Annotated in this window: 12 protein-coding genes; 8 read left to right on the top strand and 4 right to left on the bottom strand. The window is 36.9% G+C overall.

Annotated features, from left to right (window positions below; all coding sequences use genetic code 11):
• The first annotated feature begins 297 nt into the window (after positions 1-297).
• The 4 genes from T323_RS0111035 to T323_RS0111050 all read left to right on the top strand — a co-directional run bounded on the left by T323_RS0111035 (position 298) and on the right by T323_RS0111050 (position 4,315).
• Positions 298-1,716, top strand: coding sequence for an MDR family MFS transporter (locus T323_RS0111035; protein WP_026673335.1), 1,419 nt, complete (start codon positions 298-300; stop codon positions 1,714-1,716).
• Positions 1,717-1,991: 275 nt separating this feature from the next.
• The gene (locus T323_RS0111040) at positions 1,992-2,177 is read left to right on the top strand and encodes a hypothetical protein (protein ID WP_026673336.1); all 186 of its coding nucleotides are present in this window, start codon (positions 1,992-1,994) and stop codon (positions 2,175-2,177) included.
• Between the two features lie 34 nt (positions 2,178-2,211).
• A complete protein-coding gene (locus T323_RS0111045) occupies positions 2,212-3,666 on the top strand; it encodes a GAF domain-containing sensor histidine kinase (RefSeq protein ID WP_026673337.1) in 1,455 nt (484 codons plus the stop codon).
• Positions 3,667-3,679: 13 nt separating this feature from the next.
• A complete protein-coding gene (locus T323_RS0111050; RefSeq protein WP_026673338.1) occupies positions 3,680-4,315 on the top strand; it encodes a response regulator in 636 nt (211 codons plus the stop codon).
• Here the strand turns inward: T323_RS0111050 and T323_RS0111055 are convergent.
• The 3 genes from T323_RS0111055 to T323_RS0111065 form a co-directional block, all read right to left on the bottom strand.
• Positions 4,307-5,563 (bottom strand): MFS transporter, encoded by a 1,257-nt coding sequence (locus tag T323_RS0111055; RefSeq protein ID WP_051556495.1) that lies wholly within the window; start codon positions 5,561-5,563, stop codon positions 4,307-4,309. The genes T323_RS0111050 and T323_RS0111055 overlap by 9 nt on opposite strands.
• A 145-nt stretch (positions 5,564-5,708) precedes the next feature.
• Entirely contained in the window at positions 5,709-5,906 is a 198-nt protein-coding gene (locus tag T323_RS0111060) for a YdiK family protein (RefSeq protein WP_026673340.1), read from the bottom strand.
• Positions 5,903-6,625 (bottom strand): CPBP family intramembrane glutamic endopeptidase, encoded by a 723-nt coding sequence (locus tag T323_RS0111065; protein ID WP_026673341.1) that lies wholly within the window; start codon positions 6,623-6,625, stop codon positions 5,903-5,905. The genes T323_RS0111060 and T323_RS0111065 overlap by 4 nt, the downstream gene beginning before the upstream one ends.
• A gap of 418 nt (positions 6,626-7,043) precedes the next feature.
• Here T323_RS0111065 and groES point away from each other — a divergent pair, with 418 nt between their 5' ends.
• Together groES and groL are read left to right on the top strand one after the other, a co-directional pair.
• On the top strand, positions 7,044-7,328 hold the full coding sequence (gene groES, locus T323_RS0111070; RefSeq protein ID WP_026673342.1) for a co-chaperone GroES: 285 nt from the start codon (positions 7,044-7,046) through the stop codon (positions 7,326-7,328).
• Positions 7,329-7,392: 64 nt separating this feature from the next.
• Positions 7,393-9,033 (top strand): chaperonin GroEL, encoded by a 1,641-nt coding sequence (gene groL / locus T323_RS0111075; RefSeq protein ID WP_026673343.1) that lies wholly within the window; start codon positions 7,393-7,395, stop codon positions 9,031-9,033.
• A gap of 233 nt (positions 9,034-9,266) precedes the next feature.
• Here groL and T323_RS29560 read toward each other — a convergent pair whose 3' ends face one another.
• On the bottom strand, positions 9,267-9,344 hold the full coding sequence (locus T323_RS29560) for a tyrosine-type recombinase/integrase (protein ID WP_084309251.1): 78 nt from the start codon (positions 9,342-9,344) through the stop codon (positions 9,267-9,269).
• Between the two features lie 621 nt (positions 9,345-9,965).
• Here T323_RS29560 and T323_RS0111080 point away from each other — a divergent pair.
• Entirely contained in the window at positions 9,966-10,262 is a 297-nt protein-coding gene (locus tag T323_RS0111080) for a hypothetical protein (protein WP_156942431.1), read from the top strand.
• 1,056 nt (positions 10,263-11,318) lie between these two features.
• Complete coding sequence (locus T323_RS0111085) at positions 11,319-12,377, top strand: siderophore ABC transporter substrate-binding protein (RefSeq protein WP_026673345.1); 1,059 nt, start codon at positions 11,319-11,321, stop codon at positions 12,375-12,377.
• The last annotated feature ends 9 nt before the right edge of the window (positions 12,378-12,386 follow it).

Below are 12,386 nucleotides of genomic sequence, written 5' to 3' on the forward strand. Positions count from 1 at the left end.
TATCTGTGAACATTGCTAGCGTTTTGAAACGTTGGTGGACACAGGAGCAGTTAATTATAATACATCGCTTGGAATAGAGTTGCTTTTGCGTGAATAAGCGCTCCTGTGGCCGCTAAAAAACGGAAAACCGTATCATGTTCACAAATAACGGCTGCTCTGACCGCAAAAATGAGACAAATTTGTGGAAGTGAAACGGAAAGCAAATAAGTACCTTTTTTTCATGAAAACATGATATGATAGTAATTATATATTTCGTGTTTCGAAGGATTGAATTTAAAAGAAAAGTAAGGTGAAAATATGAGCAAAATCCCACAAAAATGGATGGTTGTTCTTTCAGTATTAATCGGTTCGTTTACTATGATTTTAAATAACAGTATGTTAAATCCTGCTGTTCCCCAGTTAATGACCGTGTTTGAAGCAGATGCGGTGTCAACGGGATGGGTGATAACAATTTTTATGGTTACAATGGGGATGACGATGCCTCTGACAGGATTTATGGGTGATAAATGGGGGAAAAAGCGACTTTACCTCATTGGCTTATCCATTTTTGTTGTCGGTTCGATATTAGGATCGCTTTCTTGGAATTTATCTTCTCTTATCTTTTTCCGCGGCCTACAAGGAGTTGGGGGCGGAATTATGATGCCGTTATCGATGGCGCTTATTTTCGAAGTGTTCCCGAAAAAGGAACGTGGCCTAGCAACAGGGGTATGGGGAATTTCCGCCATGATGGCCCCAACGATAGGACCAACATTAGGAGGAGTATTAATCGAAACGGCCAGCTGGCATTATTTATTTCTATGTAATGTTCCCGTTGGTATTCTAGGCATTGTGTTTGCCGCTAAATATTTAAAAGAAACGAAGAAAAACGAAAAGATTGTGTTTGACCGGTTAGGATTTATTGCGGTTACGTTCGGTGTGGGCTTGATTTTACTAGCTTTAGCAAGAACATCGACATTTGAGCATTTAACAAATCCGATAAATATCGCTCTTTTTATTATTGGTTGCCTTAGTTTGTATTGGTTTGTTCGGATTGAAAATCGGACAGAGCAACCATTGCTCGATTTATCGATTTTTAAAGTTTCAACGTACACGATGAGCGTAATTATTTCAGGGATTACATCCATTGGGTTATTTGGGAGTATCTTTTTAATTCCGTTATTGCTTCAAAATGTCTATGGGTATAACGCCATTGTCACTGGTCTTGTCTTTTTACCGTCGGCGTTATTAACAGGTGTGTTTATGACAGTTGGTGGACGGATTCTTGACCGAAAAGGAGCAGCTGGTGTTGTGACAATCGGGCTTATCATTATTACGATTTCAACTTTTATGTTAGGTTTTCTAAGTCTTGAGACATCGGTTTGGTTTATTGTTCTTGTCATGCTGATTAGAGGAATTGGAATGGGACTATCGAGTATGCCTGCAACTACAGCGGGGATGAATTCGATTCCAGAAAATATTGTTTCGCGAGGATCGGCGATGAACAATGTATTACGGCAAATGAGCTCCTCCTTAGGAATTGTGTTTATTTCTATTTATTTTGAGGTGAGACGAACACAATTGTTCGCGACAACAGAAACGATGGAAGTCGCGAACTTACAAGCGATTAACGAAGGGTTTATCGTGTTAGGCGTATTAACCGCCATTACTATTCCAGCAGGGTATTTTCTTCGAACGAAAAAAATCGAAAAAAACAAAAAAACAAAACAAGTATCGTAACCGCCTTTTATGAGGCGGTTTTTTTAAAAGATAAGAAAAATTTTCGTGTAGCAGTGAAGCTTTGAAAGCTTATTCTAGAAAAGCAGGCAGGGCTCCGCACTTCGCTTGAAATAAAAAGACGCTACGCGTTTTTTTTTTCTACGACTTTAGATGGAGGAAGAAACGTCAAGAGTGAGACTAGATAAGTAGAAACGATTCAATCCAATAGCAGATGGAACGAATGCCATATTCTTCTAAGATATAGAAAAAGACAAAGAAAAAAGGAGATGGGCGAGATGCATCATTTCGGATTGGAATCAAAAATCATTGAGCATAAACGGAAAGTTGAAAAGATAAATCATGAAGCTTGGAAGTATCAAAAGGAAAGGACGAAGCGAAGAAAACAGACGGATATTGACAATAATGAAAAAAAACGAAGAGAAGTTATAAATGTCTTTTCGGCATTGCGGAACTTATGGTAAGTTCATTATAAGGCAGTGAGAGACGAGGGATAAGATGAAAGACGTATCGAGAGAAGACCGGATTGAACGGTTACGAACATTAAAAACGATTGCTGAAACGTTAAATGAATGTCAACATTTAAAACAAATGCTTCAAGCGGTTTTAGTCGCTTTACTGCAAGTCACGAAGTTTGAAGCCGGTTGGATATATTTATTCCATGAAAAAAAACAGTATGAGCTTATTGCGAGCCATAATGTTCCACCGGGATTAAGTTGGAAGGACAATAAGCCGTTATGTCATGGAGGATGTTGGTGTCATGATCAATTTCGAAATGGAAAAATTGAAAAGGCAATTAATATAATTGAATGCCAACGAATTGAAAATGCCATCATGCAAAAATGGGGCGATACAAAAGGAATAACCCATCATGCGACAGTCCCATTGCAAGCTGGTGAGGAACAGTTTGGTTTATTAAATATTTCCTCGCCTCATCAAGATTGGTTTAGTGATGAAGAACTTGCCTTGTTAGAAGCGGTTGCCTTGCAAATAGGAACAGCGATTAAACGAGTGAAATTATATGAAGCGGAACAAAAACGAGCCGAACTATATGAAAAGCTTGGCAAAGTTAGTGTTGCCATAAATTCAAGCCATGAAGAACAAATTCAATTAAAAGACTTTCTGACAAAAGAGATTCAATCAGTATTTGGTTGGAAAGAAGTTGTAATCGAATTAGGTGAAAAAAATGAGAGGGAACTTGAGAATCAGTTCAAAGCCTTGTTTTCTGTAGGAAAAACAAAAGGGGTACTCCTTGTTAAACACAATCATCTTGATGACATCGATCAGATGATTATTCAAGAGCTTGCTAATCACGCGGCCATTGCCATTGAAAATGATAGAATTGCAATGGAAACAAAGGAGATCACTGTGTTACAAGAGCGAAATCGGTTAGCCCGTGATTTGCATGATTCCGTTAACCAGCTCTTATTCTCGTTATCTTTAACTGCTAAAGGTGTAGCCAAAAAAATAGAGGACCCGAAGCTACAACCTTCGTTTCAATATATTCAAGAGCTCTCGCAAGAAGCATTAAAAGAAATGAGAGCTCTTATATGGCAACTTCGTCCTTCGGGATTAGAAAATGGTCTAGTGAGCGCTCTGCAATCCTATGCTTTTTTGCAACAGCTCACAATGGAAGTAGAAATAAAGGGTCTTGTCGATTTGCCGAGTTCAGTTGAAGAATGTTTGTGGAGGGTCGGGCAAGAGTCGATAAACAACTGCAAGAAGCATGCAAATACAAACAAATTATTTTTCACAGTGGAAATGAAAGAAAGCCAAGTGTATGTGACAATTGAAGATTACGGTAGAGGGTTTGATAGTACACTGATTCAATCGGGAAGTGCCTTTGGCTTAACAGGAATGAAAGAGCGTGTTGAAACAATTGGGGGCACGATGACAATCAAAAGTGAGCTGAATAAAGGCACAACAATCGAAATAATATTACCGATTCAATAGAGGAGAGATTTGGGTGAAAATGAAAGTATTGATTGTAGATGACCATCATGTTGTTCGGCGTGGGTTGCGTTTTTTTCTTGAAACTCAAGATGATATTGATGTTGTAGGAGAAGCAGAAAACGGGGCGATCGCAATTGAAAGGATAAAGGAATATCATCCTGATGTCGTTTTAATGGACTTAGCCATGCCGGTAATGGATGGTATAGAAGCGATGAAGCAAATTAAAGAGCTTGCGTTACCTACAAAAGTCATCATACTAACGAGTTTCTCAGACCAAGACCATGCGATCCCAGCCATTAAAGCAGGTGCTGTTGGTTACCAACTGAAAGACATTGACCCTGATGAATTAGTTCACTCGATTCGAGCTGTATTTTGCGGTGAAAGCAAAATTCATCCGAAAATTACATCCCATTTGCTCACTCATGTTACAGGAAAAACAGAAGAAAAAAATCTCTTGGCGTCGTTAACACCAAGAGAAAAAGAAGTATTAAAAGAAATTCTAAATGGAAAAAGCAATAAAGAAATTGCTGATTGTTTAGTAATTACAGAGAAAACCGTAAAAACGCATGTATCCAACGTATTAAGTAAATTAGAAGTAGCGGACCGTACACAAGCAGCTCTTTACGCGATTAAACACGAGTTAAAATGAACTAGCATTGTCTGGACTTTGTAATTGAGCTTTCGAGCGCTTTTCACCAAGATGTAAAAAGAAAAAGGCAATAAAAACAAAAAATGCAGCAGCAAAAAACAAACTACTATGACCGGCAAAGTCCATGAAGGAACCAAGAATAACCGGGGCAACAATGGCAGACGACATTGAAAATAAATAATAAAGGCCGGTTAACAGTCCAATTTGTTTCCGTCCACCTAAATCACTTACTAATGCATATGCTTGTACGTTAATACAAGCCCATGAGAATCCTGCAAATAATAAAACAATTCGTAACAAAAGCAAGTCTTCAATAAAAGGGATGAGAATGAAAAAGAAAGGAAGTAATATAACTCCAATTTTCATTAACGTTGTTTTCCCAAAACGAGTGCCTAATAAACCAGCGGGAATAGCAAAAAGTACAAACGCTAAACTGAAAAAGCCAAGGGTTGTCCCTGCTTGTCCACCCGTCATTCCAAGCTGCTCTGTTGCATAAATCGAAAATAACGCCTCGACACCGGTATATCCGATAAAGTATAGAAATATCGCAATTAAAATAAAAAAAGCACCACGATTTTTTGCTAAAAATAATTTTCCAATTCCATTTCGTAAGACTCCTTGAGCTTGCGTTTCTTCATTTTGCTCATTCGATGTTTCAACATAAGGTGGTTTTCTGTCGGCGGCCCGAAATAAAAACAAAAAGGCGAAAATTAATAAAATTCCGGCTGTTATAAACGGTAAATACGTTTCTCGGTCAAAAAGAGGACCTAATAAAAATAAGGCAATAATTGCTCCGATTCCACCCATAAAGTTAATGACACCATTTGCAGTTGACCGTTTTTCTGGTGGGGTATGATCAGGCATTAACGAAATAACTGGAGCGCGATAAATCGTCATCGCTAATAAAAAGATAATATCAATTGCTAGTAATACAAATAACCCAATGCCTGACATAAAAGGAAGTAAAGCAAATGTAATCGCTGCTAACGGCATCCCGATGACAATAAAAGGCAACCGCTGTCCAAGTGGAGATTTAATGCGATCAGACCATGCGCCAATGACAGGAATGAGCAACACCGCTAATAAATTATCTAAACCCATGATCGCACCACGAATGGCCGCACTATCAATATGTTCACCTAGTATTAAAGGCATAAACGTATTATAAATGGTCCAAACAAGCGTAATGGCAAAAAATCCACTACCAATCGCGGCGATTTTAATATAAGAAAAAGAAGATGATGTCATATACGAGCCTCCGTAATTGTAGTTACAACAATATTCGTTGTTAGAACTGGAGTTTCCTTTTTATTTACATAAAGCATACAATATCTTTATAAAAATATAAAAAAGCGTACCGCTTTTTGAAAGAACAATAACGGTACGCTTTTTTTCATTTTGATTGGTTTGTAGGTGGTCGCGTTCGAAAATAGCGAATGGCAATCATAATATCCATCGCAGCAACACCAATAAACAAATACGCTAGACCAACCCAACCATCTGTTGTTACCCGATGTACAGCTAATACAATAAACAAAAATCCAATGAAAAGATAAACAAATCCCATAAAAACAATGGAAGATCGCTTCATAATAATCCTCCTATAAATTGTTGCATTTGTTGCATTTGCTCAAGTTGTCTTTGTAGTTCTTCTATTTGTTCACCGAACACGACACGTGTGATTGATACAAAAGAATTCATCGCCACGTGCGCGACAATAGGAACGAGAATTCGTTTTGTTTTTACATATAAAAACGCAAACGTATAGCCCATTGCCATATAAATGAGCAAATGTGTAAAGTCTAAATGAACTGCTGCAAAAATTAATGAACTAACTGTTGCTGAGATAAAGAAGTTAAACCGTTTATAAAGAGAGCCAAAAATAATTAAGCGGAACACAATTTCTTCTAAAATAGGTCCAATGACGGAGATGACAATAATTAAGTAAGGAGTTGTTTTCGCTAGTTCAATAATACGTTCAGTATTTTCAGAACCAGGTTCAATTCCTAATAACGTCATTTCAATAATAACCGCAATATACTGTGCAGCAAACGCCATGAATACCCCTATGATGCTCCATACGACAGCTTCAAGTTTTGTTGAGCGATTTCTCGTGAGATGACGTTCTGTAATGTCTTTTCGTAGAAGAAAGGTCGTGATAATTAAAGCCGTTGTGAAGCTAAACATAAACCAAATTCCAGGAATCTGTTCTCTAGGAACTTCGAGTAGAATAAGTAAGGGCACACCGATAAAAGCAGAAAACTGCATTAAGACATATGTAAGTAGAACCCACCAATAACGTTTTTCCAAGACAAAAACTCCTTTAAATGAACTAGCCAACCATATGCAATACAATTATGTATTTTACCATAGTTATTTTTTTTTTACCGAAGACATGCTTGTAAATTTAAGAACATTCCTATAGTATTTGTCGATTTGTTATAAATTATCGAAAAGTTTTTTGTTTGAAATAAAGGGTTTATGGACAATCTATTGAAGGTTTTATGTATTCATTACAGGTTAGTTTTGCCCTTATATACAATTATGGAAAAAGCAGAAAAAAAATTACGAAAAGGTCTTGCAAATTAAAAGTGAAATGATTAATATAATAAATGTGTTAGCACTCAAAGTCATCGAGTGCTAACAAACAAAAATTTCGCCTCCCATCTACCTTATACATATGCGGGAGGTAGTAAAAAACACTATATTTTTAAGGAGGTTGTTTTCCTTGTTAAAGCCATTAGGTGATCGTGTCGTTATTGAGTTAGTCGAGTCAGAAGAAAAAACTGCGAGTGGGATCGTACTTCCAGATTCAGCTAAAGAAAAGCCACAAGAAGGAAAAGTTGTTGCTGTAGGTACTGGTCGAGTGTTAGATAGTGGAGAAAAAGTAGCGCTAGAAGTTAAAGAAGGCGACAGCATTATTTTCTCTAAGTATGCTGGCACAGAAGTAAAGTATGAAGGAAATGAATACTTAATTTTACGCGAAAGCGATATTTTAGCTGTTATTGGCTAATCGAACAACAAACACATAATAGGAACAAAATAGATCCGATATGAATTTATAGGAGGTTGAAACAATGGCTAAAGAAATTAAATTTAGTGAAGATGCTCGTCGTTCAATGCTACGTGGTGTTGATGCTCTTGCGAATGCGGTAAAAGTTACATTAGGACCAAAAGGTCGTAATGTTGTTCTTGAGAAAAAATTTGGTTCTCCATTAATTACTAATGATGGTGTAACGATCGCAAAAGAAATCGAACTTGAAGATGCATTCGAAAATATGGGTGCGAAGCTTGTTGCTGAAGTAGCTAGCAAAACAAATGATATTGCTGGAGACGGTACAACAACAGCAACGGTTTTAGCGCAAGCAATGATCCGTGAAGGTTTGAAAAACGTAACTTCTGGTGCGAACCCAATGGTTATCCGTAAAGGAATCGAAAAAGCAACTCAAACAGCAGTTCAAGAATTACAAAAAATCTCAAAACCAATCGAAGGAAAAGCTTCAATTGCACAAGTTGCAGCGATTTCATCTGCTGACGATGAAGTAGGTCAAATCATTGCAGAAGCAATGGATCGTGTTGGTAACGACGGTGTTATTACAATTGAAGAATCAAAAGGATTCACTACAGAGCTTGAAGTGGTTGAAGGTATGCAATTCGACCGTGGATATGCTTCTCCATACATGGTAACTGACTCTGATAAGATGGAAGCGGTTCTTGACAACCCTTATATCTTAATTACAGATAAAAAGATTTCAAATATCCAAGAAGTATTACCTGTGCTTGAGCAAGTTGTTCAACAAGGTAAGCCAATCTTAATCATTGCTGAAGATGTTGAAGGTGAAGCTCTTGCTACATTAGTGGTGAACAAACTTCGTGGAACATTTAACGCAGTAGCTGTAAAAGCTCCTGGATTTGGTGACCGTCGTAAGTCTATGCTTGAAGACGTTGCGATCTTAACTGGTGGAGAAGTCATTACAGAAGATTTAGGTCTTGACCTTAAATCTGCAAACATTACACAATTAGGCCGTGCAGCTAAAGTCGTTGTTACGAAAGAAACAACAACAATTGTTGAAGGTGCTGGCGAAACTGAAAAAATCTCTGCTCGCGTAAACCAAATCAAAGCTCAAGTGGAAGAAACAACTTCTGAGTTTGATAAAGAAAAATTACAAGAGCGTCTTGCAAAACTTGCTGGCGGTGTAGCCGTTCTTAAAGTAGGTGCTGCTACTGAAACAGAAATGAAAGAGCGTAAATTACGTATTGAAGATGCGCTTAACTCAACTCGTGCTGCAGTTGAAGAAGGTATCGTAGCAGGTGGAGGAACAGCACTTGTAAACGTAATTAAAGCTGTTCAAGCGCTAGAAGTAGATGGTGACGAAGCAACAGGTGTGAACATCGTTCTTCGCGCACTAGAAGAGCCAGTTCGTCAAATCGCACACAACGCTGGTCTTGAAGGTTCAGTTATCGTTGAACGTCTTAAAGGCGAAGCGGTTGGTGTTGGTTTCAACGCTGCAACTGGCGAATGGGTAAACATGGTTGAAACAGGAATCGTTGACCCAACGAAAGTAACTCGTTCAGCTCTACAACACGCTGCATCAGTATCTGCTATGTTCTTAACAACAGAAGCAGTTATCGCTGATAAGCCTGAGGAAAACGAAGGCGGCGGCATGCCTGATATGGGCGGCATGGGCGGCATGGGTGGAATGGGCGGAATGATGTAATCTGCCCCTTAAACCCTTGATATGACTGAGTTTGTTGGTAAGGTGAGAGTGAAATGCTAACATTTTGCTAATATTGAGGTTAATTAACGGAGGCTTCTCATGAGTTCACTGAACTTTTGGGAGGCTTCTTTTTTCTTGGGCTTAGACTTTCGGGTTTTCAGCGGGACTCCTTGATCCTCGATGGCATTTTTATTGGTATAGTAATACGTTTTCGTATTACTATCCTGTGGTTTTTAAAAGTCTACATCCTTCCATTTTAGAGCAACTAACTCCCCAACTCTGATTCCAGTATAGGCGAGTATCAAAAACACTAAGTAATCATGTTCAAGTCCATTATTTTTTAGCTATTTCTAAAACAATGCAAGTTATTCTTTTTTTAGGTAATTTGGACTTCCTCTTTTTCCAATGAATTAGAGTGGCTGCAGCCTTTAGCTTCCTGTTTAATAGCTTTCTTTTTTTAGTAATTGGGTCTAATCCAATATCGACGGTAAAAGCACATTTTGAACCACAAAATTATTTGGTAAATGATGAGGTGGTGCTTAAAGTTGAAGAACTCTAATGGTAGCTAATATATCTTCTTTTAATTCACTAGGAGCTTCTGTTGAGGTAGGGGGAACCTCTTTTATTTAAAAAATTATGATAATATTGAAGAAAATGCAGATTACATATTTTAGCCGTTATTCAACGTAGCAGTTATGTTTAAGAGGGGGAGATGGGAATTATGTGAGGTGTAAAATTCCCTTACTAAACGGGCATTTGTACTAGTTATAATATCTGATAATCAAAATATAAAGAAGTTTACATTGTAAAGGAGTAAGATAACTTTGAAAAAAACAATACTTTTTATGCTAATTTCCTTTTTTATTCTATCAGGCTGCACTAATGAAAATGTGGTAGAACCTAGTACTTAATTGACTACCAGTATGTTAACAATGCACGCATCCACAGATAATTATGAGGAGTTTCAACAATTATTCGTAAACGGTATGAATGAAAAATTAATTGAAGAGTATTTTGATACACTAAAAAATAAAGAAAAGCAATACACAGAAGCAAGCATTCCTAATATGTCCTTAATACAATATGCAGATGATAGTGCACTACTGGTACAAATTTCGCAAAATACAGATACTGGACATTACGAGGTTTTTAACGTAATAGAAGTACCGCAAGAAATTTTAAATTATTTTAATGAGTCATTAATCCATACATTAGACATTTCGAACTAAACTAACTAGTTGAAGAAAAAGGTATCATTTACAGCCATTTTTTTTTTGCGCAAAGTAAATAAAGATAGGGCCAGATGATTACGATAAATGCTAACATTTTGACATCGTAATCATGTGAAAAGTGGTAAATTACCGTTAAAGAGATTCAGTATGGATTAAAGGTTTTCAAAGTGATTTGCTAACAAAATACTAAACATATAAATTGAGGCTTTTCATTAGTTTAACAAACTTTTGGAGAGCCTTTTTTATCTCTTAAGATAAGAAAAATTTTGGTATAGCAGTGAAGCTTTGTTAGCTTATTCTAGAAGAGAGAAGGCTGCGCACCTGCTCGTTTCACCCCAAAAAGAGCACTTGGGGTTCACTGTCAAAGGCGGGCAGGACTCTGCACTTCGCTTGAAAGAAAAGACGCTCCGCGTTTTTCTTAATAAGTCCATATATTTTAATGTTTTTAACTGTGTAATTCTTAGTAAGAGTCTGTTTTGAAAATATATTCTACATAATCGACTTTAACTCCTACGAGAAGAAATGTTGTAGTTCATACGGTTGCTCTTTATTCCTTTGAATGACAAGAGTGTACCCCTGACGCGAGGAGAAGTCTTTTTACTCTAAAAATTACGTGTATTAACTAGTATTATCAATAATCAAACAAAATGTAAGCGTGTTTTTGTGAAAATTAATTGTTGCTGCAACTATTTTTATAAATGGTATTGACAATCATTATCATTGGGAGTAAGATAACACATGTGGATAACGATAATCATTATCAGTTAAATAAAAGTGATTGAAAAACACCTTTTCTTTTTCTATTTCAGAGGATAATAATACTTACTTTGATTAGTTAAGTAAAAATTATAATTACTAATCAAAATGTTTGTTTTAATTCAGGGTCAAATTGAAAATGATAACCATTATCTTTGTTTTTATTATAGCTGTGCACTATGTTAAATAAATAGTATTTAAAACGGTATAAAAATAAAACATAGGTAATTAGTTTATCAGTTCAATAGGCTCTTAATTTATAAAAATTTATAATACATAAGGAAAGAGGTAGGAGTAATGGGGAAGTTTAAATTAACTATCATAATGGCAATTTTTGTTTTAGTATTGGCGGCTTGCGGAACTTCAAATGGTGCATCAAGTGAACCTGAAGCTAATGAACCAGAAGCAGCAGAAACTGAAACAACTGAAACTAGTGGGGAAACAGAGGAATCTACTGAACCTACAACAGTCGAAGTCACTGATGCCCATGGAACGGTTACAGTTCCTGTAAATCCTAAGAATGTAGTTGCATTGGATAATCGTACGTTTGAAACATTAGCTGATTGGGGTATTGAGTTAGCTGCTGTTCCAAAGGAGATCATGTTAGCAGATTCACCATATGTAACAGATGAAAATGTCCAAGATATCGGGAATCATCGTGAACCAAACCTTGAAATATTAGCAGCTGCAGACCCTGAACTTGTCATTGTTGGTCAAAGATTTTCGGGATATTATGAAGACATCAAAAAATTAGTACCAAATGCTGCTGTTATTAATTTAGATATTGATGTATCAGAGGAAGCTAGTGAACCAGGAGAAAACTTAGTAAATGGATTTAAAGAAACTACAATTACTTTGGGACAAATTTTTGATAAAAATGAAGAAGCTGAACAATTGGTAACGGAATTAGAACAAGCGATTGAAACAGCTAAGTCTGCATATAATGGAACGGATACAATTATGAGCGTTATCGTTTCTGGTGGAGATATTGGTTTTTCAGCTCCGCAGACTGGACGTGTATGGGGACCACTGTATGACATCTTTGGATGGGCTCCGGCATTAGAAGTTGACGGTACTTCTACAGACCATCAAGGTGATGAAATTTCAGTTGAAGCTATTGCACAAAGTAACCCGGATTGGATTTTCGTTCTAGATCGTGATGCGCCAATCTCTGGTCTAGAGGAAGAGGAAAAAGTTCCTGCTCAGGATGTTATTGATAATTCACCTGCTCTTCAAAATACAACGGCTGTTTCTGAAGGGCAGATCGTTTATGCGCCAATGGACATTTACTTAAATGAATCAGTACAAACGTTTATCGAGTTATTTGAAAACATTGCTAATTCTTTAGCTGAGTAATGTAAAGGA

This window comes from Alkalihalobacillus bogoriensis ATCC BAA-922 (genome assembly GCF_000621445.1).
GTDB lineage: Bacteria > Bacillota > Bacilli > Bacillales > Bacillaceae_F > Bacillus_AO > Bacillus_AO bogoriense.

Coding starts and splice junctions, on each gene's coding strand:
- T323_RS0111055 (WP_051556495.1), bottom strand. CDS start 5,563: ATGACATCATCTTCTTTTTCTTATATTAAAATCGCCGCGATTGGTAGT.
- groL (WP_026673343.1), top strand. CDS start 7,393: ATGGCTAAAGAAATTAAATTTAGTGAAGATGCTCGTCGTTCAATGCTA.
- T323_RS0111080 (WP_156942431.1), top strand. CDS start 9,966: ATGCACGCATCCACAGATAATTATGAGGAGTTTCAACAATTATTCGTA.
- T323_RS0111060 (WP_026673340.1), bottom strand. CDS start 5,906: ATGAAGCGATCTTCCATTGTTTTTATGGGATTTGTTTATCTTTTCATT.
- T323_RS0111085 (WP_026673345.1), top strand. CDS start 11,319: ATGGGGAAGTTTAAATTAACTATCATAATGGCAATTTTTGTTTTAGTA.
- T323_RS0111040 (WP_026673336.1), top strand. CDS start 1,992: ATGCATCATTTCGGATTGGAATCAAAAATCATTGAGCATAAACGGAAA.
- T323_RS0111035 (WP_026673335.1), top strand. CDS start 298: ATGAGCAAAATCCCACAAAAATGGATGGTTGTTCTTTCAGTATTAATC.
- T323_RS0111045 (WP_026673337.1), top strand. CDS start 2,212: ATGAAAGACGTATCGAGAGAAGACCGGATTGAACGGTTACGAACATTA.